The 22123-nt window shown below is 47.5% G+C and carries 19 protein-coding genes; 8 read left to right on the forward strand and 11 right to left on the reverse strand.

What is annotated here, in order from left to right; genetic code table 11:
- Positions 1-10: 10 nt before the first annotated feature.
- Complete coding sequence (locus tag RW114_RS13580; protein WP_340123295.1) at positions 11-253, forward strand: transposase; 243 nt, start codon at positions 11-13, stop codon at positions 251-253.
- 207 nt (positions 254-460) lie between these two features.
- Here the strand turns inward: RW114_RS13580 and RW114_RS13585 are convergent, their stop codons facing one another.
- The 4 genes from RW114_RS13585 to RW114_RS13600 form a co-directional block, all read right to left on the reverse strand.
- Positions 461-3286, reverse strand: a complete 2826-nt coding sequence (locus tag RW114_RS13585; protein WP_340123296.1) for a methyl-accepting chemotaxis protein — start codon at positions 3284-3286, stop codon at positions 461-463.
- A gap of 274 nt (positions 3287-3560) precedes the next feature.
- A complete protein-coding gene (locus RW114_RS13590) occupies positions 3561-4289 on the reverse strand; it encodes a response regulator transcription factor (protein ID WP_340123297.1) in 729 nt (242 codons plus the stop codon).
- Positions 4286-5569 (reverse strand): PAS domain-containing sensor histidine kinase, encoded by a 1284-nt coding sequence (locus tag RW114_RS13595; RefSeq protein ID WP_340123298.1) that lies wholly within the window; start codon positions 5567-5569, stop codon positions 4286-4288. Before RW114_RS13595 ends, RW114_RS13590 begins: the two co-directional genes overlap by 4 nt.
- Positions 5570-5815: 246 nt before the next feature.
- The gene (locus RW114_RS13600) at positions 5816-6037 is read right to left on the reverse strand and encodes a hypothetical protein (RefSeq protein ID WP_340123299.1); all 222 of its coding nucleotides are present in this window, start codon (positions 6035-6037) and stop codon (positions 5816-5818) included.
- Positions 6038-6354: 317 nt separating this feature from the next.
- On the opposite strand from RW114_RS13600, the gene mutM reads away from it, so the two are divergent.
- Positions 6355-7170: a bifunctional DNA-formamidopyrimidine glycosylase/DNA-(apurinic or apyrimidinic site) lyase gene (gene mutM, locus RW114_RS13605; RefSeq protein WP_340123300.1), complete on the forward strand. Its 816-nt coding sequence runs from the start codon at positions 6355-6357 to the stop codon at positions 7168-7170.
- Between the two features lie 45 nt (positions 7171-7215).
- On the opposite strand, the gene RW114_RS13610 is transcribed toward mutM, so the two are convergent.
- Positions 7216-10395, reverse strand: coding sequence for a transglycosylase domain-containing protein (locus RW114_RS13610; protein ID WP_422614812.1), 3180 nt, complete (start codon positions 10393-10395; stop codon positions 7216-7218).
- Positions 10396-10791: 396 nt separating this feature from the next.
- Between RW114_RS13610 and RW114_RS13615 the strand changes: the two genes are divergently transcribed.
- From RW114_RS13615 to RW114_RS13630, 4 genes are all read left to right on the forward strand, one after another.
- Positions 10792-11517, forward strand: a complete 726-nt coding sequence (locus tag RW114_RS13615; protein WP_340123302.1) for a hypothetical protein — start codon at positions 10792-10794, stop codon at positions 11515-11517.
- 345 nt (positions 11518-11862) lie between these two features.
- A complete protein-coding gene (locus RW114_RS13620; RefSeq protein WP_340123303.1) occupies positions 11863-13353 on the forward strand; it encodes a lipopolysaccharide biosynthesis protein in 1491 nt (496 codons plus the stop codon).
- A gap of 177 nt (positions 13354-13530) precedes the next feature.
- Positions 13531-15852 (forward strand): fatty acid cis/trans isomerase, encoded by a 2322-nt coding sequence (locus RW114_RS13625; RefSeq protein ID WP_340123304.1) that lies wholly within the window; start codon positions 13531-13533, stop codon positions 15850-15852.
- Positions 15853-15940: 88 nt separating this feature from the next.
- Positions 15941-16249, forward strand: a complete 309-nt coding sequence (locus RW114_RS13630) for a hypothetical protein (RefSeq protein ID WP_340123305.1) — start codon at positions 15941-15943, stop codon at positions 16247-16249.
- Between the two features lie 115 nt (positions 16250-16364).
- Here RW114_RS13630 and RW114_RS13635 read toward each other — a convergent pair whose 3' ends face one another.
- Both RW114_RS13635 and RW114_RS13640 read right to left on the reverse strand, forming a co-directional pair.
- Positions 16365-17465, reverse strand: coding sequence for a transglycosylase SLT domain-containing protein (locus RW114_RS13635; protein WP_340123306.1), 1101 nt, complete (start codon positions 17463-17465; stop codon positions 16365-16367).
- A gap of 172 nt (positions 17466-17637) precedes the next feature.
- Positions 17638-18150 (reverse strand): lipocalin family protein, encoded by a 513-nt coding sequence (locus tag RW114_RS13640; RefSeq protein ID WP_340123307.1) that lies wholly within the window; start codon positions 18148-18150, stop codon positions 17638-17640.
- A gap of 213 nt (positions 18151-18363) precedes the next feature.
- On the opposite strand from RW114_RS13640, the gene RW114_RS13645 reads away from it, so the two are divergent.
- Positions 18364-19587 carry an HD-GYP domain-containing protein gene (locus RW114_RS13645; RefSeq protein WP_340123308.1) on the forward strand — a complete coding sequence of 408 codons (1224 nt, stop codon included), beginning with the start codon at positions 18364-18366 and terminating at the stop codon, positions 19585-19587.
- Between the two features lie 79 nt (positions 19588-19666).
- Here RW114_RS13645 and RW114_RS13650 read toward each other — a convergent pair whose 3' ends face one another.
- Entirely contained in the window at positions 19667-20179 is a 513-nt protein-coding gene (locus RW114_RS13650; RefSeq protein WP_340123309.1) for a hypothetical protein, read from the reverse strand.
- A gap of 38 nt (positions 20180-20217) precedes the next feature.
- Positions 20218-20538 (reverse strand): addiction module antidote protein, encoded by a 321-nt coding sequence (locus RW114_RS13655; protein WP_340123310.1) that lies wholly within the window; start codon positions 20536-20538, stop codon positions 20218-20220.
- Between the two features lie 290 nt (positions 20539-20828).
- Here RW114_RS13655 and RW114_RS21000 point away from each other — a divergent pair, with 290 nt between their 5' ends.
- Complete coding sequence (locus RW114_RS21000; protein WP_422614813.1) at positions 20829-21041, forward strand: transposase; 213 nt, start codon at positions 20829-20831, stop codon at positions 21039-21041.
- A gap of 195 nt (positions 21042-21236) precedes the next feature.
- On the opposite strand, the gene RW114_RS21005 is transcribed toward RW114_RS21000, so the two are convergent.
- Together RW114_RS21005 and istB are read right to left on the reverse strand one after the other, a co-directional pair.
- Positions 21237-21317 carry an ATP-binding protein gene (locus RW114_RS21005; protein WP_422614814.1) on the reverse strand — a complete coding sequence of 27 codons (81 nt, stop codon included), beginning with the start codon at positions 21315-21317 and terminating at the stop codon, positions 21237-21239.
- A 22-nt stretch (positions 21318-21339) separates the two neighbouring features.
- Positions 21340-21978: an IS21-like element helper ATPase IstB gene (istB, locus tag RW114_RS13660; protein ID WP_340123311.1), complete on the reverse strand. Its 639-nt coding sequence runs from the start codon at positions 21976-21978 to the stop codon at positions 21340-21342.
- Between the last annotated feature and the right edge of the window lie 145 nt (positions 21979-22123).

The raw sequence follows: 22123 nt of genomic DNA on the forward strand, positions 1-22123 counted from the left end.
GAGATTAGGCATGAAAAAATATAAAAGATACTCAGCCGGCTTCAAAGAGCAGGCATTGGTAAAAGTTTACAGTCGTGGCAATAACCAATCGATACAGTCCGTCGCAGACGAATTGAACATCAATTTAACTACCTTGAAGACTTGGATGAAACAAAACGAACAGGACGTCAATAAACCTGCACCACCGAAATCAAAACGTCCCGAGGATTGGAGCCCAGGTCCAGGGTTCGAATCCCTGACACCCCACCAATAAAATAAAGGCCTTATAGATTTATATTTGTAAGGCTTTTTTTTCTTTGAAATTGTGACCAATATGAGGCTACATATGCTCAATGGTCCGGTCAATCCGTCAATATTTAGCTGATACAAACAAACCGCAACACTTATACCTTATTCCAAATACAAAAAATGTTAAGGCAATGTCTTTTGGTGTTTTTCATGCTCAAGTCGCTCAACCTTGTTAAAATTCCTCCCACTCATCATTATAGGATAGCGCCTGTGGCTTAGGCTTGGCTACCGGAGTATGACCCTTAATATTGCTTCCTGCATTCCTGACAGACTGCTGATGTCGTTGCTGCATTTTGGGTGCAGCGTCCACGAAGGAACCCGAAGTACCGCACACTTTAAAACCGCTCACTGTAACCGACAGATTTTGTGCCTGTTCTTCGAGTAATTCTGCTGCGGCGGCGGCCTGCTCTACCAATGCTGCATTCTGTTGAGTGACGTCATCCATTTGAGCGATCGCCTGATTGACCTGTTCGATACCGGCGGTTTGTTCCATTGAAGCCGCACTGATCTCTGACATCATCGCAGTCACGCCACGAACGGAACTTACGATGTCTTCCATGGTTTTCCCCGCTTGAGCGACCAGTTTAGTGCCGCCTTCAACCTGCTCTACCGAATCCGCAATCAGCTTTTTAATTTCTCCAGCTGCCGTGGCCGCACGTTGCGCGAGATTACGAACTTCCACGGCCACCACTGCAAAACCACGGCCTTGATCACCTGCACGGGCCGCCTCTACGGCAGCGTTGAGAGCAAGGATGTTGGTCTGAAAAGCGATGTCGTCGATCACCGAAATAATGGCGACAATCTTGCTTGAAGATTCATTGATACCTTCCATGGTGGTGACGACTTTACCGACTACCACGACACCTTGTTCCGCGATTTCGGAAGCGCTGACAGCAAGGTGGTTAGCCTGCCTGGCGTTTTGGCTATTCTGTTGCACGGTAGACGTCAACTCTTCCATGCTGGCGGCGGTTTGCTCCAAGCTGGCGGCTTGCTCTTCGGTGCGATGCGACAAATCATTATTGCCGGAGGCGATTTCTTTAGATGCCGTGTTTATGCTGTCGGTGGCTTCCTTGATTTGAGTGATGATGTCGTTCAGTTTTTCTACTGTAGTATTGGAGTCATCCTTGAGCTTTCCAAAGGTTCCGTAATAGTCATTGCTGATGGTTTCGGTCAAGTCACATTGGGATAAAGCACCCAGTACTCGCGCCACCTCATTAAGCGCGCTTTCGCTGGTTTCCAGCAGCTGATTCATGCCTGAACCCAATTGCAGTATAAAGCCATCCTTGTCTTGCAAATCCAGGCGCAGACTCAAGTCCCCCATAACCGAGGCATGCACGATAGCGGCCACTTCTTTTTCCACGGCGACTTCGACGGTTCGATCCAGCCATTCAGCGACCGTACCCAGCCGTGATCCTTGTGCGTTAACCATCGGATTGGCAGTCACCACCATAGAGTGGCTACCCAGCAACATGCTGGATTGATAGGTGCCGGTCAAGGATGAAAGCAACTGAGCCTGGTGCGATGGGCTTTTATGGAAACCATCAATATTGGTACCCACCAATTTGGCAACAGAGAAATTCGGTAATTGCTGTCGAATCTCCGCTTCATTCTTGCCCATAATATCGACCACCGCTTTGTTGACATAGACGATGTTACGGGCATTATCGGCAATCATCACGCCGGTGCAGATGCTGTCCAACGCAATTTTGACGCGCAAATTCTCATCAGAGATACGGTTGATTTCGGCGATATCGAAACCGAGTTTAATCTGCATCGCTTTAAGCGAATCCATCACCTTGCCAAGTTCATCCTGCCGTTCAATCTCAATGGTGTTGCTGTAATTGCCCTGGGCGAGTTGACCGAAAGTCACAATTGCCGATTTAAGTGGCCGCACGATGGCTCGGATCAGCGTTATACCCAACCATAGGATCAGTGTCAGGCCAGCTCCGATCAAACCCATGGAAATTTTTTGGGTCTGGTCATAATGCGCTTGCGATAGTTCGTATTCCAGCCTGGCGGTATCTTGCTGCAGCTGCATCAGTTTTTGCAGTCCCTCGTCCACCGACACGTACAGAGAATGAATCTTGTCGACTGTGATGCTGTTTGCCAGAACCATATCACGGTCACGCAACGCCCCGACAGCCGGTTTCAGGCCTAGTCCGACGAAGTGATTCATCTTTTCGGCTAAGGTGTCAGCCAGCGTTTTTTCTTCCGGGTTGAGCGTGGCAGCCCTATATGTATCCCAGATTCTGGTAATTTCTACGATATTCTGTTCCACTTCAGTGGTATTTTTCTGAATGACTTCGGGTGTTGGCGTGATCAGACTTGCGGCAATGCGCAGCCGGTTAGTGATCAGAAGTTTCTGGATAACGGCAAGCTGGTTTATCGGAATCGTGTGACCCTGATAGACAGTGCGCAAACCATCATGGGCTTTACCCATGCCGAATAGTCCGATACCGCCGACGACCGATAACAGCAGCACCATGATGGCTATGACTGCTGTTAAGCGGGTTTCGATGTTCAAATTCTTCAATAGGTTAAGTTTGTTCAGTAACGTTACTTTGACGACTTTTCCATCCTGGATTTTTAGTTTGCTGGCTTTACCTTTTTGGAATAGCTTATAGGCAGCAGTTGCCGCCTCTATTTGCAAATGGCTGGGTTTGCTGCGGACAGACATAAAACCAATGTGCTGATTGTTTTCGTAGACTGGCGCAGCATTAGCCAACACCCAGTAATAATCGCCATTTTTACAGCGGTTCTTGACCATCCCAGTCCAGGAGCGACCGGCTTTTAGTGATGACCACATATCATCAAAGGCTTCAGATGGCATGTCGGGATGGCGAACTATATTGTGCGCTGTCCCTATCAGCTCTTCTCGGGTAAATCCGCTGACTCGAAGGAAGTCGTCGTTGACATAAGTAATCATCCCTTTTAGATCGGTCTTGGAAACAATGGAATCACTGTCTTTGAGGACGTATTCCACAAGGGTTACCGGCATATTGATTCTCATAACTTATATCCTAGTTTCATTAAGTGTTAATAATGGAATTATTGATAGAATTTCCTCGCGCATTGTAATAGAAAATAGTGATTAAATGTCTGTGGCAGAGCAGCAAAAAATGTAAGCTATAACTTATGATGCTGACAGAAAAAGTAAGCGACTATACCAAATATTAGACTTATAATTTTCTCAATGATAAACCGATTCAGGCTGTCAAAACATGGCAAGATCTTGCAGTTTATTGCATGAATATGTTTTTTTGTACCGGGTGTTATTGGATTATGGCAGGGGCGGTAAAGGCATAACCGTGCATATGCGCGGTTTTGATCGGCAGGGGTTCGTTTAACGTGGCGTTGGCTTTTTTACGTAGGCGGGCCAGCAACACATCCAGCCGCTCATTGCGATTAATAATGCGCCGGCCGATGATGTCGTCGGCAATGTCGAATTTGGATATCGTCTGTCCCTGGACGGCAATTAACATCTGCAACAAGCGGTATTCGCGGGCGGTCAACGGCAGTACCGCTCCGCTGGGCGAGGTTAGCGTCCAGTGCTGACCGGACAGGCGCCAGCAGAGAGCATCCTCGAATTGTATCAGGGTAGCCTCGATAGGAGGGTCAACAACCACGTCTTTGCGACGTACCATTGCGTTGATATTAGCAATCAACTCGTCCAGATTGACCGGCTTTACCAGATAACGGTCAGCACCGGCATTGAGGCCTGCGAGTCGATCTTCCAGAGTGTCGCGTGCACTGACAATGATAATGGCTAGATGAGGTATGCTGCGTAGATGCCTGGCGATACTGAAGCCGTCTTCGCCGGGCAGACCGATGTCGATCATAACCACATCGACCGGATTGATCAGCAGTTGTTTATAAAAAGCATCCCCGTTGCCGACGCCCCAAGCGATATAGCCGGCAATGTGCAGATATTCCAGCGTGCTTTGCAGTAGGTCGTAGTCGTCTTCTATAATCGCGATGCGCGGTGGTGTGTAAACCGTCATAAAGGGCGTTTTGTAGTCAGATTGATCGCTAATTTTAATGGAAATACCACTGTGACGCAGGTACTGACATTGCCCTGACTGTTTATCTCGATGCTACCGTTATGCAATTCGACAATACTTTTCACCAATGCGAGGCCAAGTCCAGCACCAGGAATAGCGGCTACACGTCGACCGCGCATGTATTTCTGAAAAACCAGAGACAGTTCCTCGGCGGGAATGCCTAGTCCTTGATCGATGACCTTGAAGATGCAGGACAGGCCATTACAGCTGATACATAGCCGGACCTTACTTCCTGTCGGCGAATATTTAATGGCGTTGCCCAATAGATTGAGCAGCAGGATGCGCAGCAGTTGTGGATCAGCCTCAAGTGTCGGCAGACCGTGCTCAAGCTCAGTGATGATCTGGTGCGCCCCGGATATGAGTTTGACGCTGTCTTTAACCGATGCTGTCAGCTCCTGAAGATCAATAGTAGCCGGTTCCAAAGCCAAACCGTTACTATTTAGCCGATCTTCAGTCAGGCAATTATCGAGAAAGCTGGACAGGCGCATAACCCCACGACGAATACGGGAAACAATCGGTGTGCAATCAGATACCGGTGAGATTTTAATAGACAACAACTGGGCAGCCGCATCGATGACGGCCAGCGGCGAACGAAATTCATGCGAAACCATGGCAATGAACTGACGTTGTTCGGCCAAGGTTCGTTCGGCGATTTCCTTTTCGTGTATTAATTGTTGTGTCTGTTTACGCTCGGTGATATCGGTGAGCGTGATTCGCACTATCGGAACCTTATCGTCAGTCGTCATCAGCAGGCAGTTAAGCTGGACATAAACTAGCGAATTATCCGCGCGCTGAATAGCGAGCTCGAAACTATGCAACTCTTCTAAGGATCGGATCATACCCTTAAGCAGAAGATGCCAACGGTCGCCGTCCTTAGCTGCGACTAAAGAAGCGAAACGACGGTTAATGAGTTTTTCCCGATCCAATCCGAGGAGTCTAGCTCCGGTGAGGTTAATTTCGGCGATTAGGCCTTCGTGGGTAAGAGTGAGATAACCTACCGGAGCAAATTCGTAAAGGTTTACATAACGGGCACGGGAGTCATCCAGAGCATTATAAGCGCGCCGCAATTCCTCGTTTTGCATCTCCAGTTCAATTTGGTAGACATGGAGTTCATTGAGCAATTCTTCGGCCGGTCGAGTCGATGATTTCGTAACAAGTGCATGGGGAAGTTGTGCTTCAGCTTTTGCCCGTAACATAGTAGATCTTAGTTTGTCATCCATGGAACTCCAACTAGCTGATATCGGGATTACCCACATCCCATGAGAAAGTGCTATCCACGAAAAGCATTAAAAAATAAATGGGATACTGATGCCGGTGTAGGGCATGCCGTGCACGCCAGAAAGTAGCGAAAAAGGCGCGCACGACACAATCTTGTTCAAATAATACGCTTTTTGAGCCGGTGCGCATAACATCAGTTATTTTCTGACTGGCGAGTTCAAAATAAAAAACCAGTACAACTCACGCTATTAATCGTAACTCGCATCGTTAGAACCGGTGTCAAAATCATACTCATGCTCAATATCGGAGATTTCCGATTTTCTACGCTTTAAAAAAATCCTATTGCCTTCCGGTGATTCCAGAATCATTTCAACACAACCCCCCGTTATAAAGTCATAAGAGAGTATTTTAAAATCACTAGACATACCCTGAACTTTTACATGATTACCTACCGCCCAGGCACTGCTCATACTTTTTTTTTCATTTGATAAAATACATATTGCAAAAAATTAACGTAGTGCCAAACCAACAAACCGCGAACTAAACACCGACCGATTATAATTTATCTTTAATAATTAAAAAGACTATTTCAAAAGACTGTCCTGCTTTAAAAAAATCAGTTATACGACCCACGTAAACTATTTCATATAATAATGTGATGATGCCGATGCATCCCTAGCAGCAAAGCATCGCCCAACAAGCGATGAAAGCCCCTAAATTCGACCGGTATATCCATGGTAGAATTCACAACATAATCAAAAACCAGTCCTAATCAAGAACCAAACCTATGCCAGAATTACCTGAAGTTGAAACCACCTGCCGAGGGATTGCGCCGCATATTGAAGGCCAAATGATTAAACAGGTCGTTATTCGCCAACCGAAACTGCGTTGGCCTGTGCCCGAAACACTCAATCAGATACTAACCGGACTGACCATTGAATCCGTCTCCAGAAGAGCAAAGTATCTGCTATTTTCCACCGCTTCGGGCACCGTGCTTTTGCATTTAGGCATGTCCGGCAGTTTACGGATTATGTCCACGGATCAGGCCGTCGGCAAACACGACCATATCGATTTTATTTTTAATGACGGAACGGTACTGCGCTTCAATGATCCACGCCGTTTCGGCGCGGTGTTATGGACAACTGGACCCGCAGCCGAACATCCGTTGCTCAAAAATTTAGGCCCCGAACCGCTATTAGCCGATTTTAACGGCGAACTGCTTTATTCTGTGTCCAGAAACCGCAAAACAGCGGTTAAGTCATTCATTATGAACAGCCATATCGTTGTTGGCGTCGGCAACATTTATGCCAATGAAGCCTTGTTCATGGCCGACATACAGCCTACGCGCCAAGCCGGAAAAGTGTCTTTAGCCCGTTATCGAAAACTGGCCGAATGTATTCGCGTGGTGTTACAGCAAGCCATTGGGCAAGGCGGTACAACGTTGAGAGATTTTGTCAATGAAGCCGGAAAACCCGGTTATTTTCAGCAGCAACTCAAAGTTTATGGTCGTGCCGGGTTGCCGTGTGTTAGCTGCAATCAGCCGTTAACAGAAATCAGGATAGCGAATCGTTCAACGGTATTCTGCGATAATTGCCAACGATAAACCGCTATAACCGGACGGCTGCAACAAGCAATTTTATCCTATCGGCTAAGGCAGGGATACCGAAGCCGATCCCTTGCCTGTCGCCGCCGTTTTTAAATCTGCCAGCATCTTGGAAGCACCGCCATCCGGCGTTTTATTTATCAAAGGCGCTAACGTGGGCTCCAAAAACTTGATGATTTGTACCGGCAATGAACTGGTAAAATGATAACGCTCAGAATCAGGTCCCTCCACATAGGCGGTCATCACACCAAAAAAACGATCTCCTAAAAAAAACGTAAAAGTGGCGGCACGGCTGATGAATACCGTGTCAATCAAGCGCCCCCCGGCTCCAAATATTTTCCGACGATGATCTCCGGTTCCGGTTTTTCCGCCAACCGATAACGGTTGGCCGTCTGCATCCTTATAAACACCTTTTAGGCGTCCTGCGGTTCCAGCCTCGACCACACCGATCAGCGCGCCACGCGCCACTTTTGCCAGTTCCGGCGCAAGTACCTGCTGGCCTTGCTCGGGCACCTTATCCAACACGGTTTCGTAAGGCGTTCCCTGGGCAAAATGCAGACTATCAAACCTGACTGTCGACAATCTTACGCCGTCATTGCGTAAAATGCCCATCAGTTCAGCCAATGCCGCCGGACGATCACCCGACGCGCCAATAGCCGTCGCGTAAGAAGGTGTTAATGATCCGAACGGATAACCAACAAGATCCCATGCGGCATGAATCTGTTTAAAAGCTTCATCCTCGAGCAAGGTCATAATACGCCGCTGCTGGGCATTTTTTCTATTGCTTTTAAACAGCCACCGGTAGACGCTCTGCCGCTGCTCGGCACTGGCGGCGATGACTTCTGCACGTGTGGCATCGGGATGTTTAACCAGATAACCGACCAACCATAATTCAAGGGGATGAACTTTGGTGATATATCCCTGATCTTGCAAATCAAAATTCTCGGGTGAATACTTATAAAAAAGCTGATCAATATCCTCTCGACCTAAGGTAGCGGCACTCAAATGGGCATTTAAATAACGGCTTAGTCCGCTGACATCTGCGTCCGAATAAACCGCCTCGTAAAGCATGGTCAAACGTGACGGTTTGGCAAAAACTCTCTCGGTAAGCATCTCCATAATTTCTTCGACTGGTTTGCCGCGATATTTGTCGTAAAAACGTCTTAAATAAACCTGACCTTCATTATCAGCGAAGCGTTCCAGATATTGCTGGCGCCTAGGATCATCCGGTATTTCCAACCATCGCGCTATGCCTTCCGGTTTATAAAGATGATAATAAACCAGTTCACGCATTAACCGAATGAACACCAGATTGACTGAATCACGCAACGCATCCCGAACCGACATGATTTTTTGATTTTCATCCCGGGTAAAGTTATTAAAATGATGCAAACCGCCGCCGGTATAAAAATTCTCGTAGGGGCTGGCTGAAAAGCGTCGATCCAGGGCTTGGTTAAGCAAGTCTTCCAGATTTATTTGCCGATTTACCCGTAACTGACCGACGACCCATGCCGATATATAATCGCGCGGATGCAGTTCAATTCGCTTCAACTCCTGCGCCGACTGGTCTTTATATTGCTGATAGACCTCGATAACGAGTTCCAGATAATGCACCATAGTCCGCAACTTGGCAGTTGATCCCAGATCCAGCCGTATGCCTTCACTAATATCGAGCGGCTGATCATAATTATCGGTCTGAACACGCAGCAGATTGCCTTTTTCGCCACGCTCAAACAACATCAGGCTATAGACTATGGAACTCAGATCGACATTTTCATTAAGCAATCTAAAGCCCAGTATACCGGCGGCGCGAGCCTTGTCTGGCTCACTCAACTGGCGTAAGGCCTGCTTAATCGCCCGCTGTGCATCGTAATCGAGCGTCGTTTTAGCCGTCAAATCCAATCGATCCAGATCATAATTGGATTTTACCCCCACGGCCCTGGCAAGACGAGCGCGCAGCACATTTTGGGTTTTTTGTTCGGACATGAATTTGGCCGGTATTTTATCCGGGGTAGAATGACGATCTGTAGATACCAGCAAGGCCGCATCCCGTAGCGAGGTTGATATAACACCCTGTTCTGCCAGTACGCGCAAATAACTGTCGGTAAGATTTTGCAATACGTTGAAACCCGTGCCTAATAAATAGGAAGGCCGTCTTTGCGACAACAGGATACTAAGCACCTGCCGGTAAGCCTGTGCCTGTTGCGGGGTAACCCGCTCAGTTGGATTGAACGATTGTAGCGGTTCCTTCGGCAACTGCTCCTTGCGTTGCTCTACCTCCTGTATCCATGCAGTCGTGCCAGCTGCGACGCTCCCGCCTTCCTTGGCAGTCGGCCTGAGCAGTCGGTTAACCTCGTTAAAATCGGCTCCGAACCAGGCCGTCAAGCCATCACCCAAGCCATGTACTTCGCCTAGTTTCGCCGTCGCAGCCAGCGGCATGGAATTCAAATAAGTCAGAGCGATTTTCCGCCTCATTTCGCGCGTATCCGACCCCAGCAAATAGGCGCGTAGCGACGCGCTGCCCATCTGACGAAGCTTTTCCGTTATCGATTCGGTATAGCCATCCGGCGAATGCCGGTACTTTTCCAATTGCGTAGCCAAGGTGCTGCCGCCCGAAACGTTGAGATTTGCGCCCAGTTTTCGCGCCATCATTTGCAATGCGGCAAAGCCCAAGCGATCCCATTCTACCGCCGGATTAACATGGGTATTATTTTCATCAAGCAACTCCCGATTTTCTATAAACAACAAGGTGTTCAACACCAACGGCGGGATGGCATTAAAATCGGCATAACCATGGGTCGGATAGACGGCGCTAAATATCGTTCGGTCGGCTTGATCGACAATGCGAAGCCCGGCTTGAGTTTTCTCTTGATAGATCGGAAACAGGCCGTAATCATCAATCAACCGGCTCATCATCGGTGAAATAGATGCCTGCGTAGTCACGCTGTACCCCGACTTTTCCAGACGGGCGATCTCGCCCGGCAACAGCGTGTAACCCAAGCGTTGATCATAAGGACCATGATCCGGGTAGCGTATCGCCGAACTGTGTCCCGGTTTAAGTTCCGAGCTTAATTGCTTGCTTATTTCCGACAGATAACGCGCCTGATATTCAGAGGTTCGCACCTCTTTTTTTACCAGCAAAGTAACCGATATTCCGATGACGACGCATCCGCCCAAAATATAAAGCAGCAGCAACCGTGAAATCGCTCGTTTATGCATTTTCATTGCCTACAAGGATGTTCTGGTAAGGGAGAAGCAGAAGCTTTACCAAGCATTAGCCTCAGAACAAATTCCCGGCACTATCATTACGGAACTACTCAAGCATTCTGGCATCAGTATTAACATCAAAATAATTACATCTCTGTTTCGGTTGGATTGTTGTACCCACAAGGGGCATAAAGGGCGAGCTCAAAACCCGCTCCTATAATCAGAATTGCGTGCAGCCAATTATAACCACTCCCAAGCAACAATGGTAATTGAAAGGCGGTTTATTGAAGTAAACCTCATTTTTACCCCGCAGTAAACTTTTACATCAAATCATTGCAACGTTACAATCAAGCCGCTGTTCATCCGGACATTAATCCTTATCACACTGCCTATAGCCACTATTTACGAACAATCATGTCCGAATCTTATACCCGCTTTCGCGATATTTCCGTCAGCGAAAGAATTTTAAACACCGTATTCCTGCTAACAGTGAGACTCGGCTATCTGGTTGCCCTGAGCAATCTGTATTACACCCATCAGGGTCGTGACGGTGTCGCCGGCTTATCCGTTGCCGACGTGACCATCAATTATCACGGTTCAAATGACCAGACGCGTATAGGTTCGGCCATTAACGGCATTATGGAACCCAACCTGAAATATAAAAACGATAAAGACGTCATCTTAAAATGGATACAGGACGGTGCCGATGAACCGGATTATGACCAAAAAATCGCCCCCATCTTAAACCGCGACTGCATCAAGTGCCATACGCCCGCCATTAACCCTTCCCTGCCCGATTTAACCCATTATGCAGGCGTATCCGAAGTGGCACATTCCGGAGGCGCATCATATCCTCGTTTAATCAGGGTTTCTCATATCCATTTATTCGGTATTGCCTTTATTTTGTTTTTTATCGGCAAGATTTTCCTGCTATGTGACATTAATGTGTTCGCCAAAAGAGTCGCGGTCGTCATCCCTTTTGCCGCGATGTTATTGGATGTCCTGTCGTGGTTTATTACCAAATCCATTCCTTCATTCGCCTACGTAGTCGTTGCCAGCGGTGCGTTAATGGGGATTTCAATGGGCTTGCAAATCTTGCTCAGCGTCTATCAAATGTGGTTTTATGCCAAGAACGACTGAAAACCAGACCTGCTTGTGCTGCACAGTCAGTCGAATCTCATTAACCGCCTAGTTCCCATGCGCTAGAGACTGTGAAAGAATGAATAAATACGGCATAAAAAGTAATATTAACCATGAAGGACATGAAGAAAAGGCTAAATCAATCAATGTATTAAATCTTCATGCTCTTCATGTACTTCATGGTTATTTCTTCTATATTCGAATACTTTCACAGTCTCGCTACGGCCTACCTCTAACCAACAGTAGGCGCTTTTAGCCGGCGCGGGGAATGAAAACCAGATCCATTCTTTACGCTTTCAGGCATAAACACCGCGCCCCTACCCCGTTCATGTATAATTTCGCGCCATGAGCATTATAAAAAAATTGGCATCGCAAACCGCAGTCTACGGCCTTAGCAGCATTTTCGGCCGGTTTCTCAACTACCTGTTGGTGCCGCTTTACACCTATTATTTCACAGCGGCAGAATACGGGGTGGTGTCGGAGTTTTACGCCTACGCCGGATTTTTTTCGGTGTTGCTGCTGTTCGGATTTGAAACCGGCTATTTCCGCTTTCGCGACAAGGAACACACCGGCCGTGATGTCGCCTATTCGACCGCACTGCTGTTCGTGGTGCTGATCAATATTGGCTTTTTTGCCCTGATACTGCTGGTCAATACCCAGCTTTCGGCGGCGCTTAACTACGCCAATCACCCGGAATATGTATTGTGCTTTAGCCTGATTTTAATCCTGGACGCGGTTGCCGCCATTCCGTTTGCCCGGCTGCGAGCCGAAAACAAAGCCTTCCGCTTTGCCGGCATCAAGATCATCGAGATATTGATAACCGTGCTGCTAAGCCTATTTTTTATCATTTACTGCCCCAAGGCCTACGCAAAAAACCCCGAATCGTGGATAGCACTGATCTACAACCCCGCAATAGGCATAGGCTATATTTTTATCGCCAATTTAATGGCCAGCGTATTCAAGTTCTTGCTGCTTGCCCCCCAGTTATCGGGTCTTGCCTGGGGTTTTGACCGGGTGTTATTCGGCCGCATGGTTCGCTATTCATTGCCGATGGTGGTGATTGGTTTCGCCGGAATTATCAACGAAATGCTCGACCGCGCCCTGCTGAAGTACCTGCTGCCTTACGATGTCCAGACCAACATGAAGATGCTGGGGATTTATAGCGCCTGTTACAAACTGTCGATTTTGATGTCGCTGTTCATTCAGGCCTTCCGTTATGCCGCCGAACCGTTTTTCTTTGCTTACGCAGACAAAAGCGATGCCCGCAAAGTTTACGCAGTCGTGCTTAAGTTTTTTGTCATTTTCTGCGTGTTCATCTTCCTGCTGGTCACCTTATTTATCGATTTCTTTCAATATTTTGTCGGCGACGAGTTCCGTGCAGGGCTTGAAGTCGTACCGATTCTGCTGATGGCTAATCTCTGTCTGGGTATTTATATTAACCTGTCCATCTGGTATAAATTAACCGATCGAACCTTGCTGGGTGCTTTGGTATCTTTAGCCGGAGCGGCGCTGACAATCGTACTCAATCTCTGTTGGATACCCTTGCTCGGCTATGTCGGTTCGGCCTGGGCGACCCTGGCCTGTTATGCTAGCATGGCTATCGCCTCCTACCTGTTGGGGCAAAAGTATTATCCGGTAGATTACGAGGTCAAACGCGTACTGGCTTATATCGGACTGGGCATCGGCCTGTATTTTGCTCACGGACAATTGTTGATGCTTATCACTTGGCAGCCGTGGCTATTGGCTAGTGAATTAATGCTGCTTTATGTGCTGATTACCGCGCTATTCGAGGGTCGTCAGCTTGTAGGAGCGAATTCATTCGCCCGGGGCGAATGAATTCGCCCCTACTTTTTTAAGTCTCGGCACATCGCTACGTTGCTCCCGTATTGCCTACATGGATTTAGCTAAAGGGCGGGAGCAGGAGCCATTGCCGACAAAAGCATGAATAGAGGGAGCAAGTCCCGAAACCGAACAATTATCTAACGCAACACCCACAGGATTCGACAACGGAAAATGATTAACAACGCTGCCTTGTATATATTTTTTATTATCGCTTGCTGCATTACCGATGTAACGCTGCTGGCTGCCGACCAGGTTTCCTATAGTCACGATGTCAAACCCATCCTAAACTCCCGCTGTGTGGCCTGCCATTCCTGCTACGATTCCCCGTGCCAGCTTAACTTAAGCTCATTTGAGGGCCTAGAAAGAGGCGCTACCAAGAACCCCGTCTACGATCATCAGCGCATTAAGGCCGTAGAACCCAGCCGACTGTTCATTGATGCAATCAGCCCGGCGGGTTGGAGAAAAAAAAGGTTTTTCCCGGTACTGAATGAACAGGCACAATCGCCTGAAAACAATATCGATAACTCGCTGATCGCAAAATCACTCCTGTTAAAACGCGACCATCCGTTGCCTGCCGAAGGTAAATTACCGAAATCCATAGAACTGGCTCTGGAGCGCTCTTTACAATGCCCAACACTTGAGGAGTTTAATAAGCATCAACAAGACCACCCGCTTTGGGGAATGCCTTACGGATTGCCTCCGCTTTCCGAAACTGAGGAAAGCACGCTGTTAAACTGGCTAAAAGCAGGCGCTAAAACCGATGCAATTCCGCAACCGTTATCACCCTTAGCCGCCGCCGAAATCAAAAAATGGGAGCGTTTTTTTAACGGATCATCGTTAAAACAGCAACTCAGCACCCGTTATTTATACGAGCATTTGTATATCGGCGATCTGCATTTTAAAGGCCATCCCCCTAATGAATTTTATAAGCTGATCCGTTCGGCAACACCCTCCGGACAACCGGTTGATGAACTTAAAAGTGTGCGCCCTTTTGATGGCCCCGGCGTGGCAAAATTTTATTACCGGCTGCGTCCCGTTACCTCGACCATCGTCGATAAGAATCATTTTATTTATGAATTAAGCGACAGCAAAATGCAGCGTTTTGAACAACTGTTTTTAAAACCAAAATTCAGCGTCACTCAACTGCCGGGTTATGAACAGCAGTCTACCGCCAATCCGTTTAAAACCTTTAGCCAATTACCAGCGGCGTCCCGATACCAATTCCTGCTCGATGATGCCCAGTATTTTTTCTCCGGATTTATTAAAGGCCCGGTATGCCGGGGTCAGGCTTCGCTGAATGTTATCCGGGATCAGTTCTGGGTCGCCTTTGTCAAACCCCAGCCTGAGTTTAACCAGCAATATACCCAATTTCTGGCCGAAAATAATCAGTACCTGCAAATGCCTGCGTCTGACGGAGAAAATATCGGCTTTCTTGAATGGCGAAAATACAATCAATTGCAACGTAATTATCTAAAACACAAAGAAATATTCACCGACCATTTGCAGCAGCCGGTTGATTTGAACCTGATCTGGGATGGCGACGGCGATAACCAGAATGCGTTGTTAACGGTATTCCGCCACTTTGACAGCGCCACGGTAACCAAGGGCTTGCTGGGCAAGCCGCCGTTAACCGCCTGGGTCGTTGATTATCCGGTATTTGAACGAATACATTATTTGCTGGCCGCCGGGTTCAATGTTTCCGGCTCTATAGGTCATCAAGTCACCACGCGTCTGTACATGGATTTCTTGCGCATGGAAGCTGAAAACAATTTTCTAAAATTTATCCCGATCAAGCGGCGAATAGCCATGCACGACAGCTGGTATGAGGGTATTGATTTAAAGATTTTCAGCTTTTTTGAAACGCCGGCCTTTAACACCGACAGGGAACCGGCACTCCGCTATCAAACTTCCGATTACAAGCATGAATTTTTTCAAAGTCTACAGCAACGGCTGGGGCGAGCCGCCGGGCAGCCCGATTTGATCAACCGCTGCCTGCAAGCGCAATGCAATAATGCCGATGCGACACCAGTTCAACAACAGATTGACACCATGATGCGTAAGCTGGCTGATTTAAAAGGCAAAGAAATTGCCGCCTTGCCGGAAGTATCATTTCTACGCATAAAAACGACTGATCCTGCAACAGACCGGGTCTACACCTTGGTCCGCAATCAAAAGCTGCTGAATGTATCGTTCATCTTTGGTGAAAACCTACGCAGAGAACCTGAAAAAGATACCCTTACCGTCGTGCCGGGGTTTCTTGGCAGTTACCCCAATATATTTTTCGCTGTGCCGCAGCCGCAGCTGGCAGGATTCATTGATCAGCTAAAACACAGCTCAACCAAAACCGATGCGGACTTGTTTTATGGCCTTTACGGCATTCGCCGCACCAACCCTGAGATATGGCAGTATTACGATTGGTTTAATAAAAAATACCATGATGAACAACCTGAAAATTCTGGCCTTTTTGACATGAATAGGTATGAAAACTTATAGACTTAAGCGATTGAAAATCAAATAATGGCATTATAGTTATTACTCAGCCGTTAGCACAGCAAGAACAAATCAGCGGAGGTTACGAAACATGAACCTATACGATTTTCGACGCAACCCGCGCCGGTCGTCAATGACCCGACGCGTGGCTGACAGACGCAAGATCCCGTACCCGTTCGGTTCATCGGAATGGGTGGAAAATATAAAAAATCATTATCTGGCTTGGCCAAAAGCTGATCGTCGTAATGTGGACAGACGCACCAGTGAAAGGCGCGCAGTTGAGCGTCGGTTGCAACAGCTTTCCGAGCAACGCCGTTCCGAAAAAAAACATTCCCTGATTTTGCTGACGCAAGAAGAAAGAAAGTTGCTTGAAGACCTCTATATGAATGATTTGGATTAGCCGATTTATCCTTTTATCCGAAAGACCTCTGCCTTCAGCTAGGGAATGTAAGGATGCTCTTTGTTCAAACTCACTTACATTTCCCTTAAACCTGATTAATTGCGCGTTACCTTAACTAAAGCTTCGCTTGCAACCCGGGAATGCCAATGCGCTGGATGCGCATAGCATTGTCGCCTTCTTCATAAACGAGCAGTTTTCCTTCTTTTTGCCAGAGCCTGAAGGCGAGCGCATGAGATAAAACCCGAATCGGATAATCGCGGGGCAATTGCTGCAAATAAGGCTGTATGGTCACAAAATCGGTCGCGCCATACTGCTGCATAATAAACCGAAGTCCACCGTTGGCAGGGCCAATATTGTAGGCCAGCAAGCCTAAAAACAGATCGTTGTGCATCTCGGCCAGATAATATTTTACTGTGGCGGCAGCGATAAAAGCATTGTGTCGCGGATTGAGTAGTGAAGGCTTGCTCACCGCCAACCGTTTACCGGCCTGTTCCATGATAGCTTTAGGCACCAACGTAATTTGAAACAGACCGTGTCCGCCATCCTGACTGTCTCTGGGCAAAAAAGAGGATTCTGTCGCGGCAATGCCTTGCAGAAGATTGGGGTCAATATCGAATACCTTGGCCGCTTCTGCAATAGCTGAATTATAAGCCTCTGCCCGATTAACCATCTTTAACAATTGAGTCGAATTATAACGCCGGTAAGCCGCATAAACCTGATGAGCCAATGTAACCCGGCCGGCTTCCTGCTTGCCACCGACCAGCATGCGAAAGTGTCCGAACGCCTGAGTAAAATGGTTTTGCATCACAAACCAGCCGATAACCAGCGCAAAGCTGATAGCTAGAGCCGGAGTCAATACCGCCGCCCTGCCATGCAACCATTTACGCAGCTTCCACCAACCTATCAGCAGCATAGCCGCCGCAACAATCAATCCCAATACGCCGATTGCAAACGGTAATAAACTGCTGAAAAAACGGGTGCCGGAAAACCAGCTGGCCGAATAACCCAACAAAATCATGATTGCAGAAACCGCCGTTATCGCCAGACCTAACGCCTCAAGGCTGATCATCAGCAATCTGTGTTTGAAACTGCCAGCTGGCGCTTTGGGTAGCGCTTTTTTTACTGTTTTCCGTGTCGTACGGGGCTTAGGTTTCGGTTTTTCAGTAGTCTCCAGCTTGACACTGGCGCGTTTGCGAGAGGTTGCCGGTTTATTCATGCGATCAGATTATCCAGTTTCGGCAAGATGTTATGCACGTTAGTTCAGAAGGGTCAAGGTTATGCGATTATAACTTGAAAAAAGTCTGTAACGGACCGGATATTATTTTTGTGACCGACCATCTCCCGTTAGTACAACCCTAGGGAGAAAATCCTGCCGATTAACCTACCCGCTAGTCATATTTGGCAAAAATAAGCTTGTCGGTAGCAAAACCCAACGCCTTGGCGCGATCAATTAATACCTGCAACGTTGCCTTGGGCAGTTGTTTGGTTCGGGATAATATCCAGAAATAGGAACGGTCCGGCCCGGTTACCATCGAATAAGCGTAATCCTTTTTATCCAGTTCAATAATATTATAGCCGCCATAAAACGGCCCGAAAAAAGACACTTTCAGCCTGCCTTTATCCGCCTGCTCGACAAAATAGGCCTTGCCTTGCGCCTCATGCCATTCCCCGGCCTTTATATCCCAGCCCTTATTCAGTACATCAACGCCGCCATCTTCACGCAAGGCATAGGTCACCGAAATATTCTCCAAACCTCTTTCAAACCGATGATCGAGCCGGGCAATTTCATACCAGGTACCCAGGTAACGGTTAATGTCAAAACCGTCGACGGCTGTAATTCCCTCGGGAATGCCGGTACAGCCTGTCAACAAGGTAACAATCAGTATCAATACTAGTTTCATGGATGATTCCTTTTAAAAGTAATTTATAACTCAACCGACTCACTTTAGCGACCGGGATTATGCCAATCAACGCAAAAGCATTAAACAAAGCGTACAACACTGACGAAGCCCTCCTCTACTCCATAAATTTTTAAAGACAATTATCGCCTCGCCTGTCAAAATCGAGAGCGTTTCCATCGAACCGATTTGTCACTAAACAGAGCTCCGTGCACCATGAAACTGCAACATATTGATATACATAACGCCATTACCACCTTAAGTTGCGCGCTGGATTTGGTGGGAGTTGACGAAGTCAGACACGGCAAGCGGGTGGCGATCATCGCCAGGACTATTGCCCTGCACCTGAACTGGCCGGAGCTTGAATGCCTGTCCATCCTTTACGCCGGCATGCTGCATGATTGCGGAGTTTCCAGATTCCATGAACACCGCCGGCTCACAGAAACGCTGGAATGGGACGGTGCCGAGGATCATTGCATCCGCGGCTCCGCTTATTTGTCGGCCTGTCCGCCGTTGGCGCATCTGTCCACCGAGATTCGCTACCATCACACCCGCTGGGAAAAACTGCTGGAGTCGCCTGTCGATCATCACCTGTGCTTGCGTGCCAATCTGCTGTATCTGGCGGATCGCATCGATATGCTGCAAACGCCTTTCCTGAACAGCAACCAGATTCTGATCGAGTATCCTGCGATTATCGCGCATATCAAAACACTGTCCGGCGTATTGTTTGCACCGGAACTGGTGGACGCCTTTGCCGACATCGCCGATGTCGAGGCTTTTTGGCTGGCCATGGAACCCGAATATCTGGATGAAGATTTACGCCGCATCGGCAGCCATATTCCAACGACTCTGCTCGATATTCCTGCACTCAAAGAACTGGCGCGGCTGTTTTCGCGCGTGGTAGACGCCAAATCCCCGTACACCGATGAGCACTCGCAACGGGTAGCGCATATCGCCCGGCAATTGGCGATGGATTTCGGTATTAAAGGCTATGAGCTTGAGCAGGTTGAAATCGCCGGACTGTTGCATGATATCGGCAAACTGCGGGTATCGGAAGACATCATCGACAAACCCGGCAGCCTGACGCAAGATGAACGAGCCACCATGCACCGCCACAGCTACGATACCTACCGCATCCTGCAGCGCGTTTTTGACGATTCAAAGATTCCGGTATGGGCCGGATTCCATCATGAGACCTTAATCGGCGATGGTTATCCGTTTAAAAACGGCAACAAAGAACTGGATCTGGAATGCCGCATCATTGCCGTTGCCGATATTTTTCAGGCGCTAGCGCAAGAACGGCCTTATCGCCACACCATGAGTCTTGAGTATATTGTCAACGATTTACAGTCGCGCGTTGCCAGCGGCCATCTCGACACCAAAGTGGTTGCTAAATTGACCGAAAATGCCGAACTCTATTACCGGCTGGCTGTGGCTTGATGCATTGGCTTTTGGACAAAAGACGATGAAAAATACACGGCATCAAAATGTCGGGTTACAACGCAGGAATGGGGCTACGTTATTGCTCATCATCAGATAACGGCTTCTCGGCGTCATTAGTTTCCTGCCCAATGCTATTGACTACGCGTTTCGTACCATGCCCGATTTCCTTGGCGGCGTCCCTAGTTCCATGCCCAATTTCTCTGGTAACATTGCGAGTCGTATGACCTATGGTTCTTCCTGCCTCTTTAAACTCGGCACAAGACGACAATCCTGTCGAAAATAAAACGAGCAAGGCAACTAATTTTGCAAATGAAATGACCATTCTCATCTTCACAAAGTGTCCGCCGATTGAGGATTTAAAAAGTGACGCAGCAACTTGCACATCAGCAACATCCTTACCCTTCTTTATGGACTGACAAAATGCAGGGCAGGACAACTTCCATCCGTTGATAGTTCGCTCATCAACATCAATCTGATCCGCCAACGTAGCATCGCTCGCCCCAAGCAAACTGAACTTATAAACAAAATCTACCTGCCCCGCCCATTGCGCTGCCGTTCTGTGACTTAATTTCCTAGTTGATTTTTCCATCTTGTTTAACTTTTGACCTCTTAAAGCGGATAACAGGATTATTTAACAGGAAGAGGCTCATTTTCTTTATCCGCAGTCTGGACATGCAGTTTGAGTCCTAAGGCTTTAATCACTTTCAGGATCGTACCGAAACTTGGATTGCCTTCGCCTGACAAGGCTTTGTACAGGCTTTCCCGGCCCAGGCCGGTATCTTTAGCCAGTTTCGTCATGCTCCGGGCTTTTGCTATATCACCCAATGCCTTAGCAATAAAAGCGGGATCATCCCCCGCTCCTTCAAAGCAGGCTTCCAGATACAGCGTCATATCCTCTTCTGTTTTGAGATGATCGAGAACATCCCATTTATTTAATTTTGAAGTCATTCTTCCTCTTTCAATTTTCTCGCCAGTGCTAATGCCGCCTGAATATCATTGGCTGGTGTTGATTTATCGCCGTATCGTGCAGCTGTTCAAACTATAAATCAAAAGCATCAGCTGTTAAAATTGTTTTCACGACTTAATTGTATCTTATTTTATACAAAAAGACAAGCGTGTAAGCCACTCCAAACAGGGCTGTTTGTAAGTATTGCTTAACTTACCCTACTATTAAAAACAGGTAAAAAATTATTCGGCATTCTATCCAACTGTCATCCCCGCCCCCTGCGTCACAATAGTTGTCGCCTCAAATTTCAAGAAAAAATAAAAGATATTCAGCAGGCTTCAAAGAACAGGTATTGGTAAAAGTTTACAGTCGTGGCAATGACCAATCGATTAAGTCCGTCGCAGACGAATTGAACATCAATTTAACTACCTTGAAGACTTGGATGAAACAAAACAAAGCAAACAGCTTCTCCCCTCCTCGCTGCCTGCCGCTCTCATTCATGTAGATCGCAGGGTTTGTCTGCCTATTGAGATATACTCCAACCGAAGCCTTCGAGCTTGTGAAAGACTCAGCCGAAGCAGCTTTCACGGAAAGGCGGAACCAGCAGGTAGCCGCTACGCTATTTGCCGACAATTGTCAATGGCCAACAGAATTGAGCCATTTTCGGCCATTAATTTTGAGCCACTTTTCCAGAGAAAAATCACTTATTCAGTTTTGATTTCAGTCGATAGCTTTCCCCTCCCAGCATGAAAATATGTGAATGATGGATGATTCTATCCACGATAGGTACAGCGACATTGCCATCAAAGAAGAACTCGCCCCACTGGGTTCGTCGTCAAGATGATCGATCGGTATTCATACATGGCGTTAATCAGCTGAAATAGGTTGTGCATGCCTTGTTTGTTCATCGGCAGGTAGCCGAGTTCGTCGATGATTAATAGATCAAACTTCAGTAGCTGATTAATCTTCTTTTTCAGCTCGCCTTTTAATTCGGCCAGTTCCAGCGCTTCAATCAGGGCCAGAGCGGTAGTGAAACAAACCTTGTAACCGGCCTCTATGGCTTTAAAACCCAGGCCAATCGCCAGATGCGTTTTACCGACGCCGGGCGAACCAATGAACACCACGTTTTCCCGGTTATCAATAAAACCAAAGTCTAATAGGCTATTCACCTCGCGTTTGCTGATGCTGGTCTGAAACCCGTAATCAAAGTCATCCAGACTTTTCTGTACGGGAAAGCCTGCCCGCCGTTGGTTTTGTTCAATACGCTTGCCATTCCTCTGCTGAAGTTCTTGCTCAACCAAGGTCTCGGCAAAGTGCAGATAGGAGACCGCATTGGCTTCCGCTTGGCCAAGCAACTGCTCCAGTCCTTGGGCCATGGCTGTCAGGTACAAGCCACGATATTTCTGGGCTACGCTATCAATGTGAGCGTCTATTCTTTCCACGTAGACAAACTATGCCGTTTGATTTAAAGGCTGAATTTTTTCAGTTAAATTCCAGGGCAGAAATTGATCTAATGCCTCAGGTTGATAGTGCCGACCTAATATAGGTAGTTCAGTAAACAAGTATTTCAGATAATCAAAAGGCTCC

The sequence above is a fragment of the Methylobacter svalbardensis genome (genome assembly GCF_037671525.1).
Taxonomy (GTDB): Bacteria; Pseudomonadota; Gammaproteobacteria; order Methylococcales; family Methylomonadaceae; genus Methylobacter_A; species Methylobacter_A svalbardensis.

What these genes read in the sequence shown, in the direction of transcription:
- RW114_RS13580 (WP_340123295.1), top strand. Translation starts at nt 11, where the DNA reads ATGAAAAAATATAAAAGATACTCAGCCGGCTTCAAAGAGCAGGCATTG.
- RW114_RS13585 (WP_340123296.1), bottom strand. Translation starts at nt 3,286, where the DNA reads ATGCCGGTAACCCTTGTGGAATACGTCCTCAAAGACAGTGATTCCATT.
- RW114_RS13590 (WP_340123297.1), bottom strand. Translation starts at nt 4,289, where the DNA reads ATGACGGTTTACACACCACCGCGCATCGCGATTATAGAAGACGACTAC.
- RW114_RS13595 (WP_340123298.1), bottom strand. Translation starts at nt 5,569, where the DNA reads ATGGATGACAAACTAAGATCTACTATGTTACGGGCAAAAGCTGAAGCA.
- RW114_RS13600 (WP_340123299.1), bottom strand. Translation starts at nt 6,037, where the DNA reads ATGAGCAGTGCCTGGGCGGTAGGTAATCATGTAAAAGTTCAGGGTATG.
- mutM (WP_340123300.1), top strand. Translation starts at nt 6,355, where the DNA reads ATGCCAGAATTACCTGAAGTTGAAACCACCTGCCGAGGGATTGCGCCG.
- RW114_RS13610 (WP_422614812.1), bottom strand. Translation starts at nt 10,395, where the DNA reads ATGAAAATGCATAAACGAGCGATTTCACGGTTGCTGCTGCTTTATATT.
- RW114_RS13615 (WP_340123302.1), top strand. Translation starts at nt 10,792, where the DNA reads ATGTCCGAATCTTATACCCGCTTTCGCGATATTTCCGTCAGCGAAAGA.
- RW114_RS13620 (WP_340123303.1), top strand. Translation starts at nt 11,863, where the DNA reads ATGAGCATTATAAAAAAATTGGCATCGCAAACCGCAGTCTACGGCCTT.
- RW114_RS13625 (WP_340123304.1), top strand. Translation starts at nt 13,531, where the DNA reads ATGATTAACAACGCTGCCTTGTATATATTTTTTATTATCGCTTGCTGC.
- RW114_RS13630 (WP_340123305.1), top strand. Translation starts at nt 15,941, where the DNA reads ATGAACCTATACGATTTTCGACGCAACCCGCGCCGGTCGTCAATGACC.
- RW114_RS13635 (WP_340123306.1), bottom strand. Translation starts at nt 17,465, where the DNA reads ATGAATAAACCGGCAACCTCTCGCAAACGCGCCAGTGTCAAGCTGGAG.
- RW114_RS13640 (WP_340123307.1), bottom strand. Translation starts at nt 18,150, where the DNA reads ATGAAACTAGTATTGATACTGATTGTTACCTTGTTGACAGGCTGTACC.
- RW114_RS13645 (WP_340123308.1), top strand. Translation starts at nt 18,364, where the DNA reads ATGAAACTGCAACATATTGATATACATAACGCCATTACCACCTTAAGT.
- RW114_RS13650 (WP_340123309.1), bottom strand. Translation starts at nt 20,179, where the DNA reads ATGGAAAAATCAACTAGGAAATTAAGTCACAGAACGGCAGCGCAATGG.
- RW114_RS13655 (WP_340123310.1), bottom strand. Translation starts at nt 20,538, where the DNA reads ATGACTTCAAAATTAAATAAATGGGATGTTCTCGATCATCTCAAAACA.